Here is a 24,907-nt window from a genome sequence, read left to right as displayed (position 1 = left end):
TTAAACCTCGCCGCGCTGCTTTCAATAAAAAACCCCGCCTTCTCGCGAACGCGGGGTGTTGGCCCAAATCGCCGGGTCAGGCCGCCCGATACTGATTACGAGACTCCTGCGTGCGATACAGCACCAGCGTCGCGATCAGCCCGCAGATCGCCGCCACGCCCAGGAAGAGGCCAGGCGCCGCCTTGTTGCCCGTAACGTGGATCAGCAGCGTGGCGATCGCCGGCGTAAATCCGCCGACCGTCGTCGCCAAGCTGTAAGCCAGCGAGAACCCGGCGGTGCGCACTTCGACCGGCATCACTTCGGTCAGCGCCACCACCATCGCGCCGTTGTAGCTTCCGTACAGGAACGACAGCCACAACTGGACCGCCAGCAGGCGTCCGAACGACGGCTCGGCGACCAGCCATTGCAGCGCCGGATACGCCGTGACGATGGTCAGGACCGTGAACGCGAGCAGCACCGGACGACGGCCGATGCGGTCCGACAGCGCACCCGAGAGCGGCAGCCAGACGAGGTTCGACAGGCCCACGCAGACCGTGACCACGAGCGTGTCGATCGCCGAGAGCTTCAGCACTTCCCTGCCGAAGGTCGGCGTGTAAGCGGTGATCATGTAGAACGACACCGTGGTCATGATGACCATGCCCATGCCGCCTAGCACGACGCCCCAGTTGGTGACCATCGACTTCATGATCTCGGTCATGCTGGGACGATGCTTGCGCGCCTCGAATTCTTCGGTCTCCTTCAGCGACCGGCGAATCATGAACAGGAACGGCACGATCAGGCAGCCGATCAGGAACGGCACACGCCAGCCCCACGCGGTCATCTGGTCGGCGGGCAACAGCTTGTTCAGCAGCACGCCGATCAGCGCTGCGAACACCACGGCGACCTGCTGGCTGCCCGACTGCCACGAGCAGTAGAAGCCCTTGTTGCCCTTGGTGGCGATCTCCGACAGATACACGGACACGCCGCCCAGTTCGACGCCGGCGGAGAAACCCTGCAACAGCCGGCCGAGCAGCACGAGCACCGGCGCGACGAGACCGATGCTCGCGTAGCCCGGAATCGACGCGACCGTCAGCGTGCCGAGCGCCATCAGGCCGAGCGTGAGGATCAGGCCTTTGCGGCGGCCGTGATGGTCGATGTACGCGCCCAGCACGATCGCACCGAGCGGTCGCATCAGGAAGCCTGCGCCGAACACCGACAGCGACAGCATCAGCGACGCGAATTCGTTGCCGCTAGGGAAATAGGTCTTGGCGATCGCCGAGGCATAGTAGCCGTAGACCATGAAGTCGTACATCTCAAGAAAGTTGCCGCTGACCACCCGGAAAACTGACTTGAGCTTGGATTCTTTCTTAACGGAAAGCGCGTGCGACGCAGTAGACATGAGATTCTCTAAGAAACCTGCCGCCAATGGGAGACGACGGGCAGGCGGTTTGAACAATCCGCCGGGATGGGGCGCGGACGCCGCGGGCGAACAGGCGGGAAAGGCCGCGCCGCGGGCGCGGCATTCTCACATGGAGCGCCTTTACGCGACATCAGATACAGGTTGTAGTTTTGGGGGGGGGCCGCGTCCGGTCATGTTACCGTTGATGGGGAGTCGCGAAAAGCATACGGTTTGCTTACTGACCGACTGGCCGCCGGCGCGTCGGACGGGCATCATCACTGTAGACTTTGCGGCCCCGCCTTTCCGTTGAACATGATGCCGATGCAAACCACCTCCGCTCTTTCGCTGCGCCCGGCGACCCTCGCCGACGCCGCACTCATCGCTTCCATCCACAGCGCGAGCTGGCAAGCCACGTACCGGGGGTTGCTGCCGGACGCGTTCCTCGACGGCGAAGTCGCACGCGAGCGCGCCGCCTATTGGGAAGCACGGCTGGGCGCGCCGGGCGCAGAGCGCCGCATCGTGCTTATCGCCGAGTTGGCGGCCGAGCCGATCGGCTTCGTGTGCGTCGAACGGCAGCCGGGGTCGGCGTGGGGCGTGTTGCTCGACAACCTGCACGCGCTGCCCGGCTACCAGGGCATGGGCGTCGGCAAACTGCTGATGCGCGCCGCCGAGGACTGGGCCCGCGCGCAAGGCGAGACGCAACTGTATCTGTACGTGCTCGAAGGCAACACATCCGCCATCGGCTTCTATGAACGGCAGGGCTGGCAGTTTGTCGGCGCCGAGCCGGATCATATGGGCGGCGTCGACATCACCGCATTGCGCTACGTGTATAGGCTAAAACGCTGATCGCGCGGTCGCGGGGACGGGGCCGCCGGCGGTGCGTCGTCCGTGGCTGAGCAGACCGTGACGTTTTTCGGACCTATCTGATCGTCGGATCGGCCCGCTGCAAGCATCATCGTGGGTAGCCGATGGCTTCACCGCGTGGCATCCGCGCACCCATCATCCGTTCATGTCCGGCTTCGCTTTACGCGCATGCCGTATTCCGCATGCGGAACATCTGCGTTCGCACCATCGCACGGCGTGCATGAAGGCGTTCCGCGCGCATCGCCCCGAGGCCTGAGTTCCTACGACCCCGCGGCCGCCCACCGGCGGCCCCACTAAGAGGCGCCGCGACAGACCCATGTCCACCATTCCGCTTACCTTCGTCGAAGGCTCCATTGCAATCCCGCGCGCGCGGCCGTTCGACCGTCTGCCAGCACCCTTCGGCCGTGACTGGGCGCTGCTGCCGCCAGGCCACAGCTGGCGGGTGGAACTCAAGGCGCTGTATGCAGCGATGCTGCACACGTTCTGCATGAGCAACAAGACCATTCTTTCGTTGTGCAGATGGGTGCCATTGAGCGCGACGCGTGCCGCGGCTCCTGATCGCGCTGCGGCCGCGATGCGTGCAACCGTGTTGGAGGCGCCGCGCACGCATGCCGCGCAGCCGCTTGCCGAACCAACGCTGCTGCCGGAACGGGAACGGCCCGCGCTTGGCTCCGTGTCCCGGCGCTCGTCGCCGCATCGGGCAGTGCTGGCGGGCGGCGTGTGCGCACTTAGCGGCGCGGCAATGCTGGCGTGGATCGCGTTCACTCATCTGGGGCATCGCCCGGCCATTGAGGCGGCGAAGCCCGCGGACAACGGAACTGCGAGCGGCGAAACAGAGGCGGCGCAGCGGCGCAACTCTGATGCGGCTGCGGTCGAAGGGTTGAGCCGCGAAGCAGTCACTCATCTGGCGCATGGCCCGGCCACTGACGCGGCGAAGCCAGCGGACAACGGAACTGCAAGCGGCGAAACACGGGCGGCGCAGCGGCGCAACTCTGATGCGGCTGCGGTCGAAGCGTTGAGCCGCGAAGCAGTCACTCATCTGGCGCATGGCCCGGCCATTGACGCGGCGAAGCCAGGGGACAATGGAACTGCGAGCGGCGAAACACGGGCGGCGCAGCGGCGCAACTCTGATGCGGCAGCGGAAGGGTTGGGCCGCGAAGCAGTGAGTGAAGGAGCTGCCGGCAAGTTGCAGGCACCGCCTGCAAGCGTCGCATCGGCAAACGGGCGCGTTGCGCCCAGGCATGCCCATACGCCCGCTTCTCTCAGCGCCGGGCCAGCGACGCACGCAGTGAACAACGATGCGTTCTCGCGCCGCCGCGAAGCGGTGAACAAACCACGGGAAACAAACGACCACCGCACGGCGCGCAGCGCTATAGCAAACCGGTTCGCGCGAGTCGCGCCAATGAGCGACGACATGCCGCGCATCGCCGTGCCTCGAACCGCGCAACGAGCGTCGCCAGCGCCGTCTGCACGGGGCGCTTATTCACCGCCCGCGCCGGCACAACCCGGTTTCGACGAATACGCCGACGTAACGATGTCCGCCGCGACGCCAGTGCGCGATATGGCGTCGTCCCGCTCGGCCACGTCCAACCGTGTACCGGCAGCTAGTTCGACGGAATGGATGAGTCATATGTCACAGCGTCGCGTGACCGAGATTCCGGATCAGTTCGCGAAGTAGCTTGAGTGCGCCGCTAGCCGGAAAAACGCGGCGCACAGAAAGCCCGGCAATGGGTAACCGGTGCTTTCTTCATTCAGCGCGGCAGCCTGGAGGCCGGCAATCCTTCTTCGGACTGCCGCTGTAGTTCCATGATTTCGCTTTGCACCTGCCGCAGTTGCGCCTGCGCCCTTTCCTTCTCGGCATGCAGCATCAGCGCCTCGCCCAGCGCCTGACGCTGATGATCGTTGACCTCCGCCTGCTGCGTGCGCGCTACGTCGAGATCGGCCTGCAAGCGGTTGGCGTGATCCTGCGAAATCGCAATGATGTCTTCGATGTACGCCTTTTGCGCCTGCAGCCGTACGCGGCGAATTTCGACTTCGGAGAGCTGCGCCGTTTGCTGCGCAAAATCGGCGTAAATCGCTTCTGCGCGCTCCACGTTCTCCGACTTGATCACGCGCCAGAAATGTTTGTTCTGAAACAAAGCGACGTAGTACGTCACCTGCTGCGGATAGAAAAACAGACTCGCACCATAACTGCCGTTGTAGGTGGTGCGCAGTTCGCTCAGCTTTGCGTCGTGAATCATCTGGGTCAATTCGGCGACGACGCCTTGCGCGTCGTTGGCCGGCGTATCGCCTGCGCCTGGGGCGTTGGCTGTGTCCGCAGGGTTCTTTGCGTCCGGCTCGACCGCCTGCGTGTGAGGTGGCGCGGCGCCATCGGCCGACTGCGCGCCCACCACCGGCCGCATACCGGCTATCAATGCTGCTTCCACGCTTTGCGCCGCCTGCGCACTGCCGCCATACGGCAACAGCGCACACAAGGCCGCGAGCAGCACCGCACGCCGCGTTATTGAGGGGTACTTCATACCTGCTTGCTCCATGCAATGCCGAAATAGCCGCAGATTATCGCGCGGATTGGCCGTTAAGCGAAGCAGGCAAAGGTCGCGTCAAGACCCTCTAAATTGAGATAAAACGGAAGGAGATGATTCCCGGCAAATGCACCCGCCCATCGGATATCAAAACGTGTCGAGATGCGGCGAAAACACGGCAAACGGACTCGCTCGGACGGTTCCGAATCTTCGATCGACCGGGACAAATAGAAGCGTGAGCCGGTTTGCAATATTGCGATGGACAAGCGGACCGTGCACGCGAACCGATGGATAATCGATTGTGTTTTGAAATTGCGAAACGAAGCGACACGCACCGCCTTCTACCGCGACGGTGGGCCACGCGCTTCAGCATTCGTCAACGAAACGGCGCGGGACCGCAAACTCAAGCGTGGACGAGACCCGAACCACGCCGCGCAGTGACAAACCTCACGCCCCCATCCATCTCAAAACCGTGTCTCACGCGCAACGCGCAGAAAGGTGTCGAGCAAAGGCGTGCAATCGAGCAACTCCGGACCGCCCGCGCGATGAAACTCGGGATGCCACTGCACTCCCATGACAAACGGCGCGCGCCGGTAGCGCACGGCTTCGATGATGCCGTCCGACGCCGATACTGCTTCGATATTCAGATCGCGCCCGAGCGTCTTCACGGCCTGATGGTGGATCGAGTTGACGATCGCATCGCGCCGGCCGGGGAACATGTTCACCAGCGTCGAGCCATCCGGAAAGTGAATCCCGTGGCGGTGCTGCTCGTAGTTTTCGTTGACGTGCGTGCCCGCGGTCGGCACGTCGGTCGCGATGTCCTGATATAAGGTGCCGCCGAATGCGACGTTGATCAGTTGACAGCCGCGGCACACGCCGAGCACCGGCTTGCCCGACTCGATGAACTCGTGCAGCAGCTCCAGCTCGTACATGTCGCGCACGCGGTCGCCCGGCCACTCGTGACTGGTCGCCGCTTCCGCGTAGGTCTGCGGAGAGACGTCGGCGCCGCCTTGCAGCAGCAGGCCATCGAGATGCTTCGCGTAGTCGCGCAGGCGGATATTGCTCGGATGCAGCATGCCCTGATGCCCGACCGTCGGGATCATGAACACCAGCACGTCGCGCGACATCACCCAATGTGCGATCGACTCTTCCAGGTACTGCAAGGTCTTGCCGCGCAAGCCTTTTGCGCCCGGCTCCGGATGGAAGATGCGCGCCGATACGCCGATGCGCAGCGTGCGCTGCGTGATCCGTTGCCCGGCGCGATCGAACAGCTGACGCGCGCGCGCCGCGACGATGCGGCCGAACACGGTCCACGCCGAATCGCTCTGCCTCAGATAGCGCGGCGGCGACGGCGGCAACGCGTTGGGCGGCGGCGGATTGGCCGCGGTGAAGTCGGGTGCCGCGCCGAAGCCGGCCGGCGGCGCGCCAGCTGCACGCGCGCGGGTCGCGGCGGTTTCTTCGGCGACGGTGTCGTCGGCGGACTGGGTCAGCTCGCCTGCCAGCGGCTCGCTGCTCGTGAAGCTCGGCGCGGAAGACGTGGTCTGTGTGGTCGCGGTGCCGATGGTGCCAAGGGTGCCTGCGCTGCCCAGGCTACTGGCCGTCCCCTGCAACCCCACCGCGCCTTTCATGATCTCCGGCCGCGCCGCAGGCGCTCCGGCCCGCCGCGCTTCGCGCTCATGAACCTCGGCTTCCTGCTTCGCGGTGGATGCCGCAGCCGAACTGCGCGCCAGGGCCGCGTCGCGTTGCCGGGCCGTGGGCGCAGCGGTGGGCGTGATGGCCGACGCGCTGGCGGGCTCGTCGGTCGATGACCTCGCGACCGCTTCTTCGGCGGCCCGCGTCAGGGGTTCCTTGATCGGCGACTGGATCGCGTCTTCAGGCGAGGGAGCGAGCGAAGCTGCCGGTTCGGCCGGCGTGGCGCTGGGCTCGTGCGCGCCGGAGGTGGGTCCGGACGGCACCGGTGACGCCGATGACGACGGTGGGCTGCCGGGCGTTGCTGCGTTGTCGGGTTTTATTTCGCTCATGACAGTCAGACAGGCGCCTTACACGCGAACGGAATGAATATGCCCTGATTATCCGCTAGCGCAGCACGCCCGGCAAATCCGCACACAATTGCTCACATTGTTGCGAAGCGTTAAAGGAATGTGCCGTTGTGCCTTGCCCGTGCCTTGTCGCCGAGTCGCCGAGTCGAAAGAAGCGTGCTAGAAAACGGCCCGTAGATTGCAACGACTCACGGGTCCGGCTGCTCCTCGAAAGTTTCACGCAAGGCGATCTGCATCGCCGCGTGAATCTTCACGCACCAGCGCCATACGAACGCGAGCAGCACGGCCGCGCAGACCAGCACTGCGGCGAGCAAACCCGCCGGCGGCAGAATGCTGCCCGAGAGCGCCGCGACCAGCAGAAACACGCCGGCCATCGACACCACCGGCACCAGATCCGAGATCGCATAACGAAGCGCGCTCGTGAAGCGGCCCGCGGTCGCCGGCTGCACGCTGACTTCGGCGAGCAGCAGCGCGAGCGACTTCGTCTTGCGGTAGACCGCCACCAGAAACGGCATCGACACGACCAGCGCGACGCCCCACTGCACCGCGCGCTGCATCGGTTCGGCATCGATCCAGTGCGCGAGCACCCTGCCCGTGTAAGGCGCGCTGTATGAAACGCCGAGAAAGATCGCGGCCACCAGCGCCAGATTGACGGCAATCTGCAACACGATGCGCCGCGTCATGCTGAATAGCGTCGGCTCGCCGCTCGCCGTGCTGAGGCTGCGCAACCACTGTCCGTACAGGCTGAACACGTTGGCGAGCGTGTCCGGCATCCCGCGGCCGAGGCGCCGCGTGAGAGGATCGGCCCCGCGGATCAGATACGGCGTGAACAGCGTCGTCAACGCGGACACCGCCACCGCGATCGGATACAGAAACGCGCTGGTCACCTTCAGCGTCAAGCCGAGCGACGCGATGATGAACGAGAATTCGCCGATCTGCGAAACGGTCATGCCGACGCGCATCGACGTGCGCGCGTCCTTTCCCGACAGAAACGTGCCGAGCCCGCACGAGACGATCTTGCCGAAGATGACCGCCACCGTGATCGCCGCAATCGGCCACGCGTAGTCGAGCAGCACGGCGGGGTTGAGCATCAGCCCGATCGTCACGAAGAAGATCGCGGAAAAGGCGTCGCGCAACGGCGCGATCAGATGCTCGATCCGATGCAAATGGCGCGATTCGGCCATGATCGCGCCGATCAGGAATGCGCCCAGAGCAATGCTGTAGTCGAGCTTGACGACGAGCAGACAGAAACCGAAGCAAAAGCCGAGCACCGACACCAGCAGCATCTCGTCGCTGCGCGTGCGCGCCACGTAGTTCAGCGCGCGCGGCACCACCAGCACGCCGATCAGCAGCGACACCGTCATGAACAGCAGCAGCTTGCCGAGCGTGACCATCGCGAGGCCGGCGCTCAGCTACCCGCTCTGCGCGATGCCGGTGAGCAGCACGAGCATCGCGATGCCCAGAATGTCTTCGACGATCAGGATGCCGAACACCAGTTGCGCGAAGCTTTCGCGCTTTAAGCCCAACTCGGACAGCGCCTTGACGATGATCGTGGTCGACGAGATCGCGAGGATCGCGCCGAGGAACAGCGAATCCATCGAACTCCAGCCGAATGCGCTGCCGATTTCGTAGCCGATCCACAGCATCAGCACGATCTCGGAGAGCGCCGCCACGATCGCGGTCGCGCCGACCTGGAAGAGCTTGCGCAGGCTGAATTCGAGGCCCAGCGAAAACATCAGGAACACCACGCCGAGTTCGCCGAGCGTCTGAATCGTCTGCTCGTCGTGAATCAGCTGGAACGGCGGCGTGTACGGCCCGATGATCACCCCCGCGGCGATATAACCGAGCACCACCGGCTGCTTCAGGCGATGGAACAGCACGGTGACGACGCCGGCGAGCGCCATCACGACCGCCAGGTCCTGAATGAAGCCAATGCCGTGGTGCATGAATGCATTCCTTACAAAAAGTAATCAAAAGAAGCGCAGTGTAGCAGCCGCGGCAGCGCCACCGAATCTCACAAATTCCTTGCAAGCGGCAGGGCGGACGAACTGCCATTGGCCGCCCCGGAATGTTTTTGACACACTGGACGTCTGTGAAATATCACAATAATATTTGCGGAATATTTTTCGGGGAGCCGAGCCATGCCGCAGTTGTCGTTCAATGTTATAGACCGCGCCGGAGAGAATCGCGCCGTGCACGTCGAGGTGGCCCGCCTGACGATTGCGGGGTGGGCCGGTCGGGATCAGGCGGCCATCGAGCACCACATTGCCGAGCTGGCCGAGCTAGGCGTGAAGCGCCCGTCCACTACGCCGTGCTTCTACCGCCTGGGCGCGCAACTGCTGACGCAGGCCGAACAGATCGACGTGGTCGGCGTGAAGTCGAGCGGTGAAGCCGAATGCGTGCTGGTGCAGTCGCACACCGGCGTGCTCGTCACGATCGGCTCGGACCACACCGACCGCGAGCTCGAGGCATACGGCGTAACCGTCTCCAAGCAGGTCTGCCCGAAGCCGCTCGCACGCGACGCATGGCGTTTCGATGAGATCGCCGGGCATTGGGACCAGCTCGAACTGCGCGCCTATGCGCTGGCGAACGGCGCGCGGCGTGTGTATCAGGAAGGCAGCGTCGCGTCCCTGCTGCCGGCCGCCGAGCTGGTCGCGCGTGCGCCGCTCGCGCCGGGCGCCGCGATGTTCTGCGGCACGCTGGCGGTGCAGGGCGACATCGTCGGAATGGCCGACGGGGACGCGCTCGAACTCGAACTGCACGACCCCATCCTGAACCGCTCGCTGCGCCACACGTATCGCGTGCGCGCATTACCCATCGTCGAATGAGGCCCGCATGAACTCCCGCTCGCCCTCCGTCAGCGCCAACGCCTCGTCCGACGCGTGGCTCGAAGCCGCCGCGCTGCGCAAGATCACCTGGCGCATCATGCCGTTCCTGTTTCTCGTCTACGTGCTCTCGTACCTGGACCGTGTCAACATCGGTTACGCGAAGCTGCAGTTCACCGGCGACCTCGGCCTGTCGAACGCGGCCTACGGACTTGGGGCGGGGATCTTTTTCTTCGGCTACTTCGTGTTCGAGGTGCCGAGCAATCTGCTGCTCAAGAAGTTCGGGGCGCGTGCCACCATCGCCCGCATCACGATGCTGTGGGGCCTGCTGTCGTGCCTCATGATGTTCGTGCGCAGCGAAACGATGTTCTACGTGCTGCGCTTTTTGCTCGGCGTGGCAGAAGCGGGGCTCGTGCCGGGCGTGGTGCTGTATCTGACCTTCTGGTTTCCGTCCGACCGGCGCGCGCGGATGGTCGCGGTGTTCATGGCGGCGATTCCGGTGGCGGGGATCATCGGCGCACCGCTGTCGGGCTTTCTGATGTCGGCCCTGCATGACGCGCACGGCCTGCGCGGCTGGCAGTGGATGTTCCTGATCGAAGGCATTCCGTCGATCCTCGCGGGCTGCTGGGCGCTCGCCGTGCTGCGCAACACACCCGCCGAAGCGGCGTGGCTCAGCGCCGACGAAAAGCGCGTGATCACGAGCCGCATCGCGCGAGACGACAGCGCGGCCGCGGCGGCCGGCGCCGAGCATAGTCTCGCCACCGCGCTGCGTTCGGGCCGCTTCTGGCTGCTCACGCTGATCTACTTTTGCCTCGTCACCGGCAACGCGGGCTTCTCGTTCTGGCTGCCGCAGATCGTCAAGGACCTCGGCGTGACCAATCTCGTCAGCAATGGCTTCGTCACCGCGATTCCGTATCTGGCCGCGGGTATCGGCATGATCGTGATCGGGCGCTCGTCGGACATCACGGGCGAACGGCGCTGGCATTACGCGGTGTGCTGCTTCGTCGGCGCGGCGGGGCTGCTGGGCAGCGCGTCGGTGACGAACTCGATTCCGCTCGCCGTCACCGGCCTGTCGATCGCGTATATCGGCATCCTCGCGGGCTTCGGCATCTTCTGGTCGATGTCGACGACCTTCCTGCAAGGCACCGCCGCTGTCGCCGGCATCGCGGTGATCAACTCGATTGCGAACCTCGCGGGCTATGTGAGCCCGTACGTGCTCGGCATCGTCAAGGACGCGACGCACAGCGTGACTTTCGGACTGGTGCTGATTGCGGGGGCGTTGATCGTCGGCGGACTGGTGACGCTGACGATGCCGCGCGTGAAGGTGCAGCATGCGGCGGCGGTGTCGCCGGGGCGTGCCTGAGTTGTCGCCGACCTTTGTCACAGACATGCCGCCGGATTGCGACTGCGTTGCGCGCGGGCGCGGGTGGAGGGCGCGCCGACCGCCCTCGCCTGCCCGCTCAAGCAAAACCTTGCTCTACAATGCGGACGACCTTGCCCGCCCGCCTTTGCCATGACGCTTTCGCAGACCGCCCGCCCTTCCCAGCCCACCCGCGCGAGCGCCGCCGCGAGCCTCGCCGAGCAGGCGTATGCATTCGTCAAGCGCGAGATCATCACGATGCGGCTGCGGCCGAGCGAAGTGCTCAACGAAGCCGAACTGATGGCGCTGACCGGGATCGGCAGAACCCCGGTTCACCAGGCGCTGCATCGCCTCGTCCACGAGGGCATGCTGACCATCATGCCGAGAAAGGGCATCATGGTGAGGCCGGTTTCGCTCGACGACGTGCTGGCGATCATCGACGTGCGCCTCGTCAACGAAAGCTACTGCGTGGAACTGGCCGCACGCCACGCGCAGCAGCACGATTACGACGCGATGCAGGCGCTGCTGGAGCGTTCCTCGCGCTGCGTCGCCGCGCACGACATCGAAGGGATGATGGAGATCGACCGCGAGTTCCATCTGGCGATCTCGGCCGCCTCGCGCAACCCGGTGCTGGCCGATATCCTGCGCGGTCTGCATGAACGCTCGCTGCGCTTCTGGTTCATTTCGCTGTCGCAGCCGCATCATCTGGAAGACGTGCACGAAGAGCATCTCGAACTGTTTGGCCTGCTGCGCGAACGCGATGCCGAAGGCGCGCGTCGATCGGTGCAAAAGCATATCGAGGCGTTTCGCGCGACGCTGTTCAAGCGGATCTGAACGCATGCAACACGGCGAGCCGCGCGGCTTGCCACGACCCGCAGCGGGCAGACCACTGGCGCGCCGCCGCGTTTCGCCGATCAACCGGCTTCACCCCGCTCAACCGGATTCCTACCCACATCATGGCCACTGAATTCACGCCCTTCCCGCCGCTAGCCCAACTGGCCGCCGACCTCGCGGCCGGCCGCACCACGAGCCGCGCGCTCGTCGAAACCGCGCTCGAGCGTATCGCCGATCCAGCCGGCCAGGGCGCGCTCGCCTTCATGCACGTCGACGCCGACAACGCTCGCGCCGCCGCCGACGCGCACGACCGTCTGCGCGCCGCCGGCACGGTGCTCTCGCCGCTCGCCGGCATTCCGGTGTCGGTCAAGGACCTGTTCGACATCGAAGGCCAGCCGACCCGCGCCGGTTCCATCGTGCTCGCCGACGCCCCCGCCGCCAAAGCAGACGCCGTTGCGGTCGCGCGGCTGAAGCGGGCCGGCGCGGTGATCGTCGGGCGCACCAATATGAGCGAGTTCGCGTTTTCCGGGCTGGGCCTGAACCCGCACTACGGTCACCCGCTGTCGCCGTATCGGCGCAATGTGAAAGGCGACGAACGCATTTCCGGCGGCTCGTCGTCGGGCGCGGCGGCCTCGGTCGCGGACGGCATGGCGGCCGTCGCGCTCGGCACCGACACCGGCGGCTCGATCCGCATCCCGGCCGCGCTGTGCGGCCTGACCGGCTTCAAGCCGACCGCCGCGCGCATCCCCAGGCAAGGCGGCGTGCCGCTGTCGTCGACGCTCGACTCGTTCGGGCCGATCGGCGTGTCGGTCGCGTGCTGCGCGCTGGTCGACCGGATGCTCGCGGGGCTCGAACCGCGCATCCCGGCCGCCCGGCCGCTCGAAGGCGTGCGCCTCGGCGTGCTGACTCACTACGTCACCGATGGCGTCGAGCCGGCGGTCGCCGCCGCGATCGACACCGCGCTCAAGCATCTGGAAGCCGCCGGCGCGATCGTGAGCGAAGTGCGCTTCGCGCCGCTCGATCGCTTGCCGGAGATCAACCGCTTCGGCTTTTCGCCGATCGAAGCGTATGCGTGGCATCGTCCGCTGCTGGACAAGCATCGCGAGCAATACGACCCGCGCGTGCTCACCCGCATTCTCAAAGGCCAGCCGGCCAGCGCCGCCGACTACCTCGATCTCGTCGCGGAGCGCGACGCGATGCTGCAGGAAGCCGCCCGCACGCTGTGGCAGCGCTTTGACGCGGTGGTCGCGCCCACCGTGCCGGTCGTGCCGCCGCGCGTGGCCGACCTGATCCACGACGACGACGCATTCGGCCGCACTAACGCGCTGATCCTGCGCAACCCGGGCGTGTTCAACTTCCTCGACAGCTGCGCGCTGTCGTTGCCCTGTCATCTGCGTGGCGATGCGCCGGTCGGTCTGATGCTCGCCGGTGCGCCGTACGCCGACGACGCGTTGCTGGCGATCGGCCGCGGCGCCGAGGCGGTGCTCAGCGCGATCCGCTGAGTCAGCGGGGCGGGGCGGCGCGGGCAGGCGCGCAATAGTGCGATAAGCGTCGGGATGAGGGTTCGCGCTAGAATCGCGGGCACCCGCCCCTACTTTTTGCTTCGAGAGCGCTCCAAAGATCCATGAATAACGACATTGTGATGCTGCGCCGCGAGCGCTCCCTGCTGGTTCTGCTTGGCCTGATCTGCGTCGCCCTGGTGGGCGGCGCGTTGTATCTGCAGTATTTCCTGCACGAAGACCCGTGCCCGTTGTGCATCATCCAGCGCTATTTCTTCCTGCTGATTGCGGTCTTCGCGTTCCTCGGCGCGCGGTTTCACAGCTGGCGCGGCGTGCGCCTGCTGGAACTGCTGGCGGCGTTGTCGGCGCTCGCAGGCATCGTCACCGCCGCACGGCATGTGTATGTGCAGGCACGGCCAGGCTTCAGTTGCGGCTTCGACGCGCTGCAGCCGGCGGTCGACAGCCTGCCGCCCGCGCATTGGTTGCCGGGCGTGTTCAAGGTCGCGGGCTTATGCGAAACGGCCTATCCGCCGATTCTCGGCCTGACGCTGCCGATGTGGTCGCTGGTCGCGTTCGTGGCGGCGTTCATTCCGCTGGCGCTGAGCCTGCTGCGCAATCGCCGCCGGTTCGTCTGATTCGGCTGGGCGGTTGGCGAGTCGTCGCTCCGAGCGCTGATACGAGGCACGGCTTCGCGTCGCCCAGGTCGGCTTTTCGTGCGTGCGGCGTCCCCGCCCTGACGCGCCGCCGCGCGATCCGGCCAATGGCCCGCCGTCCATGCCCGCCAAGGCCCGCGCCGCCGGGCTTCGCGCACTCCGCTGGTTTGCGCTGGAACTTCCCGGCTTCGCACGAGCCCGCTCGCAAGCACCGCAACCTCCCGGGCTCGCTCAATCCGTCCGCTCCCGCAGCAACTTCCCTGGTTCGCGTGGATCATGACCGCTGCCGCATAAGCTTCATGCGACACCGGAAATATTTTCGGCGCGCGCTAATGCTATCTTCGCAACTGGATGGCGATCTACGTGCGCGAGGTGGGCTTTGGCGACCCCCTGCGTAACGCGCGCCCGGTCCGCACTGTCTTTTGGATTCGCCATGACAACGCACACCATCCGCTTTTATCACCAGGGGTCCATCCGCGAAGTGGCGGGCGTCCCGGCCACGCGCACCGTGCTTCAGCACCTGCGCGAGGACCTCCATTGCACCGGCACGAAGGAAGGCTGCGCGGAGGGCGACTGCGGCGCCTGCACCGTGGTCGTCGGCGAACTCGACGCGCGCGGCGCGCTCGCGCTCAAGGCGGTCAACGCGTGCATCCAGTTCCTGCCCACGTTGGACGGCAAGGCGCTCTTCACCGTCGAAGACCTGCGCGCAGCCGACGGCGCGCTGCGCCCCGTGCAGCAGGCGCTGGTCGACTGCCACGGTTCGCAATGCGGCTTCTGCACGCCCGGCTTCGCGATGTCGATGTGGGCGCTCTACGAAAACCAGCCGCCCGACGCCGGCCTGCCCACCCGCGACGAAATCAACGCCGCACTGTCCGGCAACCTGTGCCGCTGCACCGGCTACCGGCCGATCGTCGACGCGTCGCAGAAGATGTTCGACTACGCGCAATACCCTCGGGTGACGCTCCAGCGCGACGCCGTGGTGGACACACTGCGCAGCCTGCAACGCGACGACACCTTCGAATACAGCGCGCCCGACACGCGCGGCGCGGCGTTCGGCTCGCCCACCTTCCGGGCTCCGCTCACACTCGACGCGTTTGCCACGCTGCGCGCGGCGCATCCCCAGGCGCGGCTGCTCGCGGGAAGCACCGACGTCGGCCTGTGGGTCACCAAGCAGTTCCGCGATCTCGGCGACGTCCTGTACATCGGCAACGTCGCCGAACTGAAGACCGTCGAGCGCGATGCGCAAACGCTGACGATCGGCGCGGCCGTCACGCTCGAAGACGCGTACGCCGCGCTCGCCGCCGACTATCCCGAACTCGCCGAACTCTGGACGCGCTTCGCCTCGCTGCCGATCCGCAACGCCGGCACGCTCGGCGGCAATGTCGCGAACGGCTCGCCGATCGGCGATTCGATGCCGGCGCTGCTCGCGCTAGGCGCCGAGGTCGTCCTGCGCCACGGCGGGACAACGCGCACCCTGCCGCTCGACGCGTTCTACGTCGGCTATCAGAAGACCGCGCTCGCGGCCGGAGAATTCGTCGTGGCGCTGCGCGTGCCGCGTCCGGCGGGCCATCTGCGCTTTCGCACGTACAAGGTGTCGAAGCGTTACGATCAGGACATCTCGGCAGTGTGCGCGGCGTTCGCACTGCAACTGGGCGACGACGGCGCGATTCAGCAAGCCCGCATCGCATTCGGCGGCATGGCGGCTACCCCCAAACGCGCCGCGCAGACCGAAGCCGTGCTGAACGGCGCGCCCTGGAACGAAGGCACCGCGCGGCAAGCCATGAACGCACTCGTCGCCGATTACCAGCCGCTCACCGACATGCGCGCATCGAGCGCCTATCGGCTCAAGGTGGCGCGCAACCTGTTGTGGCGCTTCCACCTCGAAACGCGCATTGACGCACCGCTCGCCCTTCTCGACGTGAATGCGTTCGCGTTCGCAGCCGCGATGCCGGGCTTGCCGGAAGTCTCGCGCACAGCGGACGGGGCCGTTGCGAAGGAGCCGTCATGATGAACCGCACTGATGCTTTCGTCGAACACGCCGGCGGCACGCTTGCCGCGCAGCCCGCGTCCGCGCATGAGCGCGAACCCGACGCGGCGATCGGCGTGCCGCTGCCGCACGAATCGGCAGCGCTGCACGCGAGCGGCGAGGCCACCTATACCGACGACATCGCCGAACTGCAAGGCACGCTGCACGCCGCGCTCGGCCTGTCGCGCCATGCCCATGCACGCATCCTGTCGATGGATCTGGACGCGGTCAGACGTGCGCCCGGCGTAATCGCCGTACTGAGCGCCGATGACATTCCCGGCGAAAACAATTGCGGCCCGGTGCTGCACGACGACCCGATTCTCGCCGCCGGCGAGGTGCTGTACCTCGGCCAGCCGGTGTTCGCGGTCATCGCCGAGACGCACGAGCTGGCGCGCCGCGCCGCCGCGCTCGCGAAAAGCGACGACGTGGTCCGCTACGAACCGCTCGAAGCCATCCTTACTGCGGCCGAGGCCAAGGCCGCAAGGCAGTTCGTGCTGCCGCCGCTGCATCTCAGACGCGGCGAGCCCGACGCGAGGATCGCCGCCGCGCCGCACAGAATCAGCGGCACATTCGAAGTGGGCGGCCAGGAGCAGTTCTATCTGGAAGGGCAGATCGCCTATGCGGTGCCGAAGGAAATGGACGGCATGCTCGTCTATAGCTCGACGCAGCATCCGAGCGAAATGCAGCAAGTGGTCGCGCACATGCTCGACTGGCCCGCGCACAACGTGGTGTGCGAATGCCGGCGCATGGGCGGTGGCTTCGGCGGCAAGGAATCGCAGTCGGCGCTGTTCGCGTGCGTGGCGGCGCTGGCGGCGAAACGGCTGCGCCGTCCGGTCAAGCTGCGCGCCGACCGCGACGACGATTTCATGATCACCGGCAAGCGGCACGATGCGGTGTACGAGTACGAAGCCGGCTTCGACGACGCCGGCCGCATTCTCGGCGCGCGCGTCGAAATCGCTTTGCGCGCCGGCTATTCGGCCGATCTTTCCGGCGCCGTCGCGACGCGCGCCGTTTGCCACTTCGACAACGCGTACTACCTGTCCGATGTCGACATCGTGGCGCTGTGCTGCAAGACCAACACGCAGTCGAACACCGCGTTCCGCGGCTTCGGCGGTCCGCAAGGCGCGCTCGTGATGGAAGTGATGCTCGACGGCATCGCGCGTCAGTTAAAGCGCGATCCGCTCGACGTGCGCGTCGCCAACTACTACGGCGTCGGCGAGCGCAATACGACGCCCTACGGTCAGCGCGTCGAGGACAACATCATCGCGCCGCTCACCGACGCGCTGCTCCGGAGCAGCGACTATCGCGCGCGCCGCGCGGCGCTCGCGGACTTCAACGCACGGAGCCCGGTGCTCAAGCGCGGCCTTGCGTTTTCGCCGGTCAAGTTCGGCATCTCCTTCAACGTGCCGTTTCTGAACCAGGCCGGCGCGCTGGTGCACGTGTACAAGGACGGCTCGGTGCTCGTCAATCACGGCGGCACCGAGATGGGCCAGGGGCTGAACACGAAAGTCGCGCAGGTGGTCGCCAATCAGTTCGGCTTGCCGCTCTCGCGCGTGCGCGTCACCGCCACCGACACATCGAAGGTCGCCAATACATCGGCGACCGCGGCCTCGACCGGCAGCGATCTAAACGGCAAAGCCGCCGAGGCCGCCGCGCAAACGATCCGCGCGCGGCTTGCCGAACTCGCGGCGACACAACTCGGCGGCAACCCGCACGACGTGACGTTCGCCCACGGCGTGGTGTCGGTGAACGGCGGCGCGATGCCGTTCGAGCAGCTGGTCGGCGCGGCGTATCTCGCACGCGTGCAGCTCTGGTCGGACGGTTTCTACGCGACGCCGAAAGTCCATTGGGATGCCAAAACGCTGACCGGTCATCCGTTCTACTACTTCGCATACGGCGCGGCGGTATCGGAAGTCGTAATCGACACGCTGACCGGCGAATGGAAGCTGATCCGCGTGGACGTGCTGCACGACGCCGGCCAGTCGATCAACCCGGCGATCGACCTGGGCCAGGTGGAAGGCGGCTTCATTCAGGGCATGGGCTGGCTCACCACCGAGGAACTGTGGTGGAACCGCGATGGCCGTCTGATGACGCACGCGCCGTCCACGTACAAGATCCCCGCGGTGAGCGATACGCCCGCCGCGTTCAACGTACAGCTCTACCGCAACGAGAACGCGGAGCCGACCGTGTTCCGCTCGAAGGCTGTCGGCGAGCCGCCGTTGCTGCTGCCGTTCTCGGTGTTTCTTGCGATTCGCGACGCCATCGCGGCGGCGGTGCCGGGCGCGCAACAGGCTCCGCCGTTGCGGGCGCCGGCCACGCCTGAAGCGATACTCGATGCGCTGGACACGTTGCAGGCGGGCTGCGCAGCTGAGCCCCCAACCGAGCCGGCCATCATCGACACAACGGCGTGAACACCGGCTCGTCGAGTCATGCGAACGATCGAAGCGAAACAAAGCAACGGCCTGACGTGACCCGAACGTGCCGGGCCGCACCTGGACGCGATAGCGCATCAACACAACCGGCCGCGCGGAACCCTCGCGCGGCACCCATGGAGAGCCGCCGGATGCAAGCCTGGCTACCTGAGCTGCAACAACTGCTCGCGCACGGCGACGCCGCCGTGCTGGTGACGGTCGCGCGCGTCGAAGGTTCGGCGCCGCGCGAAGCCGGCACCAAGATGATCGTCACACGCGACTCGGCGAGGCACACGATCGGCGGCGGCCACCTCGAATGGAAGGCCATCGAGACCGCGCGCCAGGTGCTGCGCGACGGCACGCGCTCGCCGCACATGCGCCGGCTCGAGCGCTTCGCGCTCGGCCCGAGCCTCGGCCAGTGCTGCGGCGGCGCGGTGATTCTCGCATTCGAGCGGCTCGACATCGGCGACCTCGGCTGGATTTCGTCGCTGGCCAAGCGCGTGGCCGCCGGTCTTTCGACGGTGCGCAGCGTGTCGTTCGGTCCTGCGCCCGACGCGGTGATGCTGTCCGACCCCGAGCCGGGCGTCGATGCCGCCGACTGCCTGCTGTGGGACGGCGCCGGTTTCGACGACAGCAGCGCGCTGCTCACCGAGACCATCGTGCCGCGCGAGTTCCCCGTCGTGCTATTCGGCGCCGGTCACGTCGGCGCCGCGCTGGTGCGCGTGCTGGCCACACTGCCCTGCACGGTCCGCTGGGTCGACGAACGCGATGCGCAGTTTCCGCCGGTCGAATCGTTGCACGCGCCGAACGTCAAGCTCGATCCAAACGACGCGCCCGACGAAGCGATCGACGAGGCCGCGCCCAACACGTACTTCATCGTGATGACGCACAATCATGCGCGCGATCTGGAGTTGGCCGAGCGCATTTTGCGGCGCGGCGACTTCGCGTTCTTCGGCATGATCGGCTCGCATAGCAAGCGCAAGCAATTCGAGCACCGGCTGGCGGCGCGCGGCATCGACCCGGCGCGGATCGCGCGGATGAAATGCCCGCTCGGCGTCGAGGGCATCGTCGACAAGTCGCCGGAGGTCATCGCGATTTCGGCGGCCGCGCAGCTGCTGCAAGCCGTCGATATGCACGCGAGCGCGCCTCGCACGACGCAGCCGGTGTGAGGCGCGGCACGCCGGCCGCTACCGCACCGGCGCACCTGCATGACAGCGTATCCGGCGCGAATGCACTCCAACAAACTCATAACCGACCATGACTACAACGACCGCACCCATCTCATCGCTCGCCGACAAAACCGCGCGGGCTCCGAAGGCCGAGCTGCATATCCATATCGAAGGCTCGCTCGAACCGGAGCTGATCTTCGCACTCGCCGCGCGCAACGGCGTAAAGCTCGCGTACGACTCGATCGACGCGCTGCGCGCCGCGTATGCGTTCACCGACCTGCAATCGTTTCTCGACATCTACTACGCGGGCGCGAGCGTGCTGCTGCACGAGCAGGACTTCTACGACATGACGACGGCGTATGTCGAGCGGTGTCTTGCCGACCACGTGGTTCACAGTGAAATCTTCTTCGACCCGCAGACGCACACCGAACGCGGCGTGCCGATCGCGACGGTGGTGGCCGGCATCGAACGCGCACTCGCCGACGCGGAAAAGCGCGGCATGTCGAGCAAGCTGATTCTGTGCTTCCTGCGTCATCTGCCGGAAGAGGACGCGCTCGCCACCTTCGAAGAAGCGCGGCCGCTGTTCGAGCAGTACAAGCATCGGCTGATCGGTGTCGGGCTGGATTCGTCGGAGCGCGGCCATCCGCCTTCGAAGTTCGAGCGCGTGTTCGCGAAGGCGCGCGCGCTCGGCCTGAAGCTCGTCGCGCATGCGGGCGAGGAAGGACCGCCCGCGTACATCTACGAAGCGCTCGATCTGCTGAAGGTGGACCGCGTCGATCACGGCGTGCGCAGCATCGAGGACCCGGCGCTGGTCGCGCGGCTAGCCGACTCGCGCGTGGCCCTCACCGTGTGCCCGCTGTCGAACCTGAAGCTGTGCGTGTTCGACGATCTCACGAGGCACACGCTGAAGGACCTGCTCGATCGCGGCGTCGCGGTAACGGTCAATTCCGACGATCCGGCCTACTTCGGCGGCTACGTCAACGCCAATTATTTCGCCACCATAGACGCGTTGAAGCTCAACGATGCCGAGGTCTACACGATCATTCGCAACGGCTTCGAAGCATCGTTCGTGACGCCCGAGGAGCGCCGCGAGCTGATCTCGAAGCTCGACGCGCACTGGCATCGAAGCGGCCCGCATTGACGGGCCGGCACAAGAAGGCCGACAGCGGCGCGGGTGCTCTCGAACACAGCATGAACCCGTCGTCCGCGCTGTCGGCTGCTCACATTGGAGACGGTTTTTCCATGACTCAATCGACTCACCCGACTAGCGCGGGCAGCCCGGCCAAAGCAGCGCAGTCGGCATTTCGCGCGCAACTGCTGACCTTCACCGGCGACCCTGCGCAATCGCCCGATGCGGCGGTCTTCCACGAGGACGGGCTGTTGATCGTCGAAGACGGTCGCGTGGCGGCGGCGGGCGCGTATGCGGCGCTCGCATCGCGGCTCGCGCCGGGCATCGAGGCGCAGGACATGCGCGAGAAGCTGATCGTGCCGGGTTTCATCGACACGCACATTCATTTCCCGCAGACGGACATGATCGCGTCGCCGGCGCCGGGCTTGCTGCCGTGGCTCGACACCTACACGTTTCCGACCGAACGCCGCTTCGCCGACCCCGCCTATGCGCGCGAGACCGCGAGCTTCTTCATCGACGAACTGCTCGCGTGCGGCACGACCACCGCGCTCGTGTACTGCACGGTCCACAAGCAATCCGCCGACGCGCTGTTCGCCGAGAGTGAAGCGCGCAATCTGCGCATGGTGGCGGGCAAGGTGCTGATGGACCGCAACTGCCCCGAGTTCCTGCGCGACACCGCGCAATCGGGCTACGACGACAGCGCCGAGCTGATCGGCCGCTGGCACAACCGCGGGCGCCAGCTGTACGCGCTCACGCCGCGCTTCGCACCGACTTCGACCGAAGCGCAGCTACAAGCGTGCGGCGTGCTGGCGAGCAAGCATCCGGACGTGTTCATCCAGAGCCATGTCGCGGAAAACACCGACGAAGTGAAATGGGTCGCGCAGCTGTTCCCGGGCCAGCGCAGCTATCTGGACGTCTACGATCACTATGGCCTGCTGCGCCGCCGCGCGGTGTACGGGCATTGCATCCACTTTGACGAAGAGGACCGCAAGCGCATGGCGCAAACCGGCGCGCTCGCCTCGCACTGCCCGACTTCGAACCTCTTTCTCGGCAGCGGCCTGTTCGACTTCGACAAGGCCGACGCGGCGGGCATGCCGATCGCGCTGGCGACCGACGTCGGCGGCGGCACATCGTTCTCGATGTTGCAAACGATGAACGAAGCGCACAAGGTCGCGCGTCTGGGCGGATATCATCTGACGGCCACGCGGATGTTCTATCTGGCGAGCGCGGGTGCCGCCGAAGCGCTCGATCTCGCGGACAAGGCCGGCACGTTGAAGCCGGACTCCGAGGCGGACTTCGTGGTGCTCGATCCGCAGGCAACGCCGTTGCTCGCGCGCCGCACCGCGCGCCGCGAATCGCTGGAAGAGTTGCTGTTCGCGTTCGCGCTGCTCGGCGACGATCGCGCGGTTCATGAAACGTATGCGGCCGGCAAGCGGGTGCATCGTCGCGACGATGCGCGTCGGCATGTGGCGCGAGCAGCGCGGATCGCGGCTTGATCGTGCTGCGACAGGAATTGGGGTGGTTCAATGAGAACGGCGCCTCGTTCGCGAAGCGCCGTTCTCGCTTCAGGCCTTGAAACAAGGTCCAGTCCGTTCAACTCAGGTCTTCAGGCCGCTCACCGCTGCGCGCACACCTCATGCAACGCCGCGAGCCGCCGCACCGGATCCGCGACATACGGGTTCGATTCATCCCACGCATAGCCCGCCAGCACCGCCGTAATCATGCGACGGATCGACGGCGTCTGGTCCGCGTGAAAGATGATGTCCTGCAACTCGCCGCTGTACCAGCGCTCGACAAACGCGCGGAACGTATCGATGCCCTTGCGCAATGGCGCGTCGTAATCCGCGGACCAGTCGACCGCCGCGCCGTCCAGTTGCCGGTTCAGCGTGTGCGCGGCGAGATGGGCGGAGCGCAGCGCGATCGTCACGCCGGACGAGAACACCGGATCGAGAAACTCGCCGGCATTGCCGAGCAGCGCATAGCCCGGCCCATGCAGGCGCTCGACATTCGCCGCATAGCCGCCGATATGGCGCACCGGCATCAGGAACGGCGCGTCGCCGATCAGCCGGTTCAGCGTCGACTCCTGCCGGATCAGCGTGCGCAGCGTCGCGTCGCGCTGTGCTTGCGGCACGTCGAGAAAGCTCGCCTCGGCCACACACCCCACCGACGAGCGGCCGCCCGCCAGCGGAATCATCCAGAACCACACGTCGCGGCGCTCGGGATGCGTCGCGACGCAAATCTTGTTGCGATCGCTGGCGTCGACCGGAATGCCGTCGCGTACATGCGTGAAAAGTGCGGCGCGCGCAGGCATGCGGGTCGGCGACTCGAGGTTGAGCAGACGCGGCAGCACGCGTCCGAACCCGCTCGCGTCCAGCACGAAGCGCGCTTCGACCTGATACGCGCGATCGGCCTCGTCGACCACGTCGACAAGCGGCATATGAACCGTGGAGCTCACGTGGACCGCGCGCACCGTGTGGCCGAAGCGCACGTCGGCGCCTTGCGCGGCGGCGCAGCGAATCAGGATGTCGTCGAACACCGCGCGCTCGACCTGGTAGGTCGTGCCCCATCCGGGCGAATGCTTGTCGCGAAAGTCGAACGACGACGACTGGTCGCGATACACGAAGTGCGCGCCGTTCTTGTACTGGAAGCCGGCTTCGACCACTGCTTGCAGCATGCCGGCCTCTTCCAGGTAGGTCATGCTTTGCGGCAGCAGGCTCTCGCCGATCGAGAAACGTGGAAAATGCTGACGTTCCAGCACGAGGACCGAACGGCCCGCTTTGCGCAATAGCGCGGCGGCGACCGCGCCGGCCGGACCGGCGCCGATGACCGCGACGTCGAAGGTGAGCCGCGTTGATGAATGTTTGCTCAAATTTGCCTCAATTGTTTGCATGGCTGGCGCAGCGGCACGCCGCACACTGACTTCTCGTTACAATCGTGTCTCTGACAGCAAGAACGACTTTTCCGCGGGGAATGCATTATGTCGTCATCCGAACTATCCAGGGTGCCCTTCGTACCGGAGACGGCCTTCGGCATCTGGTTTCTGCGCACGCATACATGGGAGCATCATGTGCTGCGAGTTGCGATCGCCGACCTCAAGCGCCTGATCGATGCGCCTTTGCCCGATGCGCCGGTGATCGTAGACGTCGGCTGCGGGCAGGGCATCTCGTTCCGGCTGCTCGCCGAAGCGTTCAAGCCGCGCCGCATCGTCGGCATCGATTTCCACAGGCCCTCGCTCGCGGCCGCCGCCAACGCGGCGCACGCCTGCCGCCCTACGGTTGCCGATATCGAACTGCTGCACGGGGACTGCGCGAACCTGCCGCTGCCCGACGCCAGCGCCGATATCGTGTTCTGCCATCAAACGTTCCACCATCTGGTCGAACAGGACCGCGCGCTCGCCGAATTCCGCCGCGTGCTCAAACCGGGCGGCATCCTGCTGTTCGCCGAATCGACCGACGCCTACATCAGGTCGTGGGTGATCCGGCTGCTGTTCCGTCATCCGATGCAGGTGCAAAAGAGCGCGGACGGCTACCTCGACATGCTGCGCGGCGCCGGGTTTTGTTTCGGACAGCGCAACGTGTCGCTGCCGTACCTGTGGTGGAGCCGCGCGAAAGACTTCGGCCTGCTCGAACGGCTGCGGCTGTATCGGCCGAAGCCCGGCAAGCGCCGGGAGACCCTCGTCAATGTCGCGGCGTTCAAGGCCGCTTAAATTGCACAACCGCTCTACCACCAGGCCACGACAGGGCGGGCTCCAACTCAGTGCGCTTCCAGCACCACGAGTTGCCCGCGCACGCCAATCGCGGCCGCGCTCTGACTGACGCCGCACATGAACTCCGTCGACGAAGCGGTTTCGGTGCTGTGAAAACGCGTCGCCACGTCGATTACCGCATTCGCGTGGCGCTCGCGTGCCGCATCGCGCAGCTTGCGCACCGCTTCGGCGAGCGCTTCGTGGCATGCGTCGTCGGCATTGGCGACCTTGCGCGCGATCCGCACCGAGTATGTCACCTCGCCGAGCTTGCTCTTCACCGCCGGATGATCCTGCTGGCCGAAAAACACCGGCACTTCGCCGCGCGACTCGCCACCGGCCGCGGCGAACGGCAGCGACTTCACCTGCGTCGCGCAACCGGTCTGCGTCAACGTCACCACCGCGAGAAAAGCTAGTACACCGAATTTTTTCATTGTTGTCACCCTGGTTGTTGAA

General features: G+C 66.1%; 18 protein-coding genes and 1 pseudogene. 13 read left to right on the top strand and 6 right to left on the bottom strand.

Annotation, left to right across the window (positions count from 1 at the left end):
• Positions 1–76: 76 nt before the first annotated feature.
• Positions 77–1,378: an MFS transporter gene (tcuC, locus tag ABQJ48_RS04035; protein WP_367836144.1), complete on the bottom strand. Its 1,302-nt coding sequence runs from the start codon at positions 1,376–1,378 to the stop codon at positions 77–79.
• A 321-nt stretch (positions 1,379–1,699) separates the two neighbouring features.
• Between tcuC and ABQJ48_RS04030 the strand changes: the two genes are divergently transcribed.
• Positions 1,700–2,224 (top strand): GNAT family N-acetyltransferase, encoded by a 525-nt coding sequence (locus tag ABQJ48_RS04030; protein WP_367836143.1) that lies wholly within the window; start codon positions 1,700–1,702, stop codon positions 2,222–2,224.
• Positions 2,225–2,558: 334 nt separating this feature from the next.
• Positions 2,559–3,920 carry a hypothetical protein gene (locus tag ABQJ48_RS04025; RefSeq protein ID WP_367836141.1) on the top strand — a complete coding sequence of 454 codons (1,362 nt, stop codon included), beginning with the start codon at positions 2,559–2,561 and terminating at the stop codon, positions 3,918–3,920.
• 73 nt (positions 3,921–3,993) lie between these two features.
• On the opposite strand, the gene ABQJ48_RS04020 is transcribed toward ABQJ48_RS04025, so the two are convergent.
• From ABQJ48_RS04020 to ABQJ48_RS04010, 3 genes and pseudogenes are all read right to left on the bottom strand, one after another.
• Positions 3,994–4,761: a DUF2968 domain-containing protein gene (locus tag ABQJ48_RS04020; protein ID WP_367836140.1), complete on the bottom strand. Its 768-nt coding sequence runs from the start codon at positions 4,759–4,761 to the stop codon at positions 3,994–3,996.
• A 467-nt stretch (positions 4,762–5,228) separates the two neighbouring features.
• Positions 5,229–6,785, bottom strand: coding sequence for a gamma-glutamyl-gamma-aminobutyrate hydrolase family protein (locus ABQJ48_RS04015; RefSeq protein WP_367836138.1), 1,557 nt, complete (start codon positions 6,783–6,785; stop codon positions 5,229–5,231).
• Positions 6,786–6,991: 206 nt separating this feature from the next.
• Positions 6,992–8,749: pseudogene (locus ABQJ48_RS04010) on the bottom strand (cation:proton antiporter).
• A 195-nt stretch (positions 8,750–8,944) separates the two neighbouring features.
• Between ABQJ48_RS04010 and ABQJ48_RS04005 the strand changes: the two are divergent.
• The 10 genes from ABQJ48_RS04005 to guaD all read left to right on the top strand — a co-directional run bounded on the left by ABQJ48_RS04005 (position 8,945) and on the right by guaD (position 22,205).
• Positions 8,945–9,631 carry a DUF2848 domain-containing protein gene (locus ABQJ48_RS04005; protein WP_367836136.1) on the top strand — a complete coding sequence of 229 codons (687 nt, stop codon included), beginning with the start codon at positions 8,945–8,947 and terminating at the stop codon, positions 9,629–9,631.
• A gap of 7 nt (positions 9,632–9,638) precedes the next feature.
• Positions 9,639–10,991: an MFS transporter gene (locus ABQJ48_RS04000; RefSeq protein WP_367836135.1), complete on the top strand. Its 1,353-nt coding sequence runs from the start codon at positions 9,639–9,641 to the stop codon at positions 10,989–10,991.
• A 150-nt stretch (positions 10,992–11,141) separates the two neighbouring features.
• Complete coding sequence (locus ABQJ48_RS03995; RefSeq protein WP_367836134.1) at positions 11,142–11,822, top strand: GntR family transcriptional regulator; 681 nt, start codon at positions 11,142–11,144, stop codon at positions 11,820–11,822.
• Positions 11,823–11,944: 122 nt separating this feature from the next.
• Complete coding sequence (locus tag ABQJ48_RS03990) at positions 11,945–13,324, top strand: amidase (protein WP_367836133.1); 1,380 nt, start codon at positions 11,945–11,947, stop codon at positions 13,322–13,324.
• Between the two features lie 122 nt (positions 13,325–13,446).
• Positions 13,447–13,956: a disulfide bond formation protein B gene (locus ABQJ48_RS03985; protein WP_367836132.1), complete on the top strand. Its 510-nt coding sequence runs from the start codon at positions 13,447–13,449 to the stop codon at positions 13,954–13,956.
• A gap of 451 nt (positions 13,957–14,407) precedes the next feature.
• Positions 14,408–15,982, top strand: a complete 1,575-nt coding sequence (gene xdhA / locus ABQJ48_RS03980) for a xanthine dehydrogenase small subunit (RefSeq protein WP_367836131.1) — start codon at positions 14,408–14,410, stop codon at positions 15,980–15,982.
• Complete coding sequence (xdhB, locus tag ABQJ48_RS03975) at positions 15,982–18,411, top strand: xanthine dehydrogenase molybdopterin binding subunit (RefSeq protein ID WP_367836517.1); 2,430 nt, start codon at positions 15,982–15,984, stop codon at positions 18,409–18,411. Before xdhA ends, xdhB begins: the two co-directional genes overlap by 1 nt.
• Positions 18,412–18,563: 152 nt before the next feature.
• Positions 18,564–19,580: a xanthine dehydrogenase accessory protein XdhC gene (gene xdhC, locus ABQJ48_RS03970; protein ID WP_367836129.1), complete on the top strand. Its 1,017-nt coding sequence runs from the start codon at positions 18,564–18,566 to the stop codon at positions 19,578–19,580.
• Positions 19,581–19,668: 88 nt separating this feature from the next.
• Positions 19,669–20,721 carry an adenosine deaminase gene (locus ABQJ48_RS03965; RefSeq protein WP_367836128.1) on the top strand — a complete coding sequence of 351 codons (1,053 nt, stop codon included), beginning with the start codon at positions 19,669–19,671 and terminating at the stop codon, positions 20,719–20,721.
• Positions 20,722–20,822: 101 nt separating this feature from the next.
• On the top strand, positions 20,823–22,205 hold the full coding sequence (guaD, locus tag ABQJ48_RS03960) for a guanine deaminase (RefSeq protein ID WP_367836126.1): 1,383 nt from the start codon (positions 20,823–20,825) through the stop codon (positions 22,203–22,205).
• Positions 22,206–22,324: 119 nt separating this feature from the next.
• Here the strand turns inward: guaD and ABQJ48_RS03955 are convergent, their stop codons facing one another.
• Positions 22,325–23,599, bottom strand: coding sequence for an NAD(P)/FAD-dependent oxidoreductase (locus tag ABQJ48_RS03955; protein WP_367836125.1), 1,275 nt, complete (start codon positions 23,597–23,599; stop codon positions 22,325–22,327).
• A gap of 87 nt (positions 23,600–23,686) precedes the next feature.
• Between ABQJ48_RS03955 and ABQJ48_RS03950 the strand changes: the two genes are divergently transcribed.
• Entirely contained in the window at positions 23,687–24,415 is a 729-nt protein-coding gene (locus ABQJ48_RS03950) for a class I SAM-dependent methyltransferase (RefSeq protein ID WP_367836124.1), read from the top strand.
• A gap of 47 nt (positions 24,416–24,462) precedes the next feature.
• Here ABQJ48_RS03950 and ABQJ48_RS03945 read toward each other — a convergent pair whose 3' ends face one another.
• The gene (locus ABQJ48_RS03945) at positions 24,463–24,885 is read right to left on the bottom strand and encodes a signal peptidase (protein WP_367836123.1); all 423 of its coding nucleotides are present in this window, start codon (positions 24,883–24,885) and stop codon (positions 24,463–24,465) included.
• Between the last annotated feature and the right edge of the window lie 22 nt (positions 24,886–24,907).

Origin of the sequence: Paraburkholderia suaedae (assembly GCF_040812055.1) — a bacterium.
Lineage (GTDB): Bacteria > Pseudomonadota > Gammaproteobacteria > Burkholderiales > Burkholderiaceae > Paraburkholderia.
The sequence above is the reverse complement of the archived record's forward strand: the minus strand, read 5'-3'. Positions and strand labels throughout refer to the sequence as shown.

Excerpts from the sequence above, each read along its gene's own strand:
- ABQJ48_RS03945 (WP_367836123.1), bottom strand. The coding sequence starts at position 24,885 with ATGAAAAAATTCGGTGTACTAGCTTTTCTCGCGGTGGTGACGTTGACG.
- ABQJ48_RS04000 (WP_367836135.1), top strand. The coding sequence starts at position 9,639 with ATGAACTCCCGCTCGCCCTCCGTCAGCGCCAACGCCTCGTCCGACGCG.
- ABQJ48_RS04025 (WP_367836141.1), top strand. The coding sequence starts at position 2,559 with ATGTCCACCATTCCGCTTACCTTCGTCGAAGGCTCCATTGCAATCCCG.
- ABQJ48_RS03985 (WP_367836132.1), top strand. The coding sequence starts at position 13,447 with ATGAATAACGACATTGTGATGCTGCGCCGCGAGCGCTCCCTGCTGGTT.
- guaD (WP_367836126.1), top strand. The coding sequence starts at position 20,823 with ATGACTCAATCGACTCACCCGACTAGCGCGGGCAGCCCGGCCAAAGCA.
- xdhC (WP_367836129.1), top strand. The coding sequence starts at position 18,564 with ATGCAAGCCTGGCTACCTGAGCTGCAACAACTGCTCGCGCACGGCGAC.
- ABQJ48_RS04020 (WP_367836140.1), bottom strand. The coding sequence starts at position 4,761 with ATGAAGTACCCCTCAATAACGCGGCGTGCGGTGCTGCTCGCGGCCTTG.
- ABQJ48_RS04030 (WP_367836143.1), top strand. The coding sequence starts at position 1,700 with ATGCAAACCACCTCCGCTCTTTCGCTGCGCCCGGCGACCCTCGCCGAC.
- ABQJ48_RS03990 (WP_367836133.1), top strand. The coding sequence starts at position 11,945 with ATGGCCACTGAATTCACGCCCTTCCCGCCGCTAGCCCAACTGGCCGCC.
- ABQJ48_RS03995 (WP_367836134.1), top strand. The coding sequence starts at position 11,142 with ATGACGCTTTCGCAGACCGCCCGCCCTTCCCAGCCCACCCGCGCGAGC.
- ABQJ48_RS03950 (WP_367836124.1), top strand. The coding sequence starts at position 23,687 with ATGTCGTCATCCGAACTATCCAGGGTGCCCTTCGTACCGGAGACGGCC.
- xdhA (WP_367836131.1), top strand. The coding sequence starts at position 14,408 with ATGACAACGCACACCATCCGCTTTTATCACCAGGGGTCCATCCGCGAA.
- ABQJ48_RS04015 (WP_367836138.1), bottom strand. The coding sequence starts at position 6,785 with ATGAGCGAAATAAAACCCGACAACGCAGCAACGCCCGGCAGCCCACCG.
- ABQJ48_RS03955 (WP_367836125.1), bottom strand. The coding sequence starts at position 23,599 with ATGCAAACAATTGAGGCAAATTTGAGCAAACATTCATCAACGCGGCTC.
- ABQJ48_RS04005 (WP_367836136.1), top strand. The coding sequence starts at position 8,945 with ATGCCGCAGTTGTCGTTCAATGTTATAGACCGCGCCGGAGAGAATCGC.
- ABQJ48_RS03965 (WP_367836128.1), top strand. The coding sequence starts at position 19,669 with ATGACTACAACGACCGCACCCATCTCATCGCTCGCCGACAAAACCGCG.
- tcuC (WP_367836144.1), bottom strand. The coding sequence starts at position 1,378 with ATGTCTACTGCGTCGCACGCGCTTTCCGTTAAGAAAGAATCCAAGCTC.
- xdhB (WP_367836517.1), top strand. The coding sequence starts at position 15,982 with ATGAACCGCACTGATGCTTTCGTCGAACACGCCGGCGGCACGCTTGCC.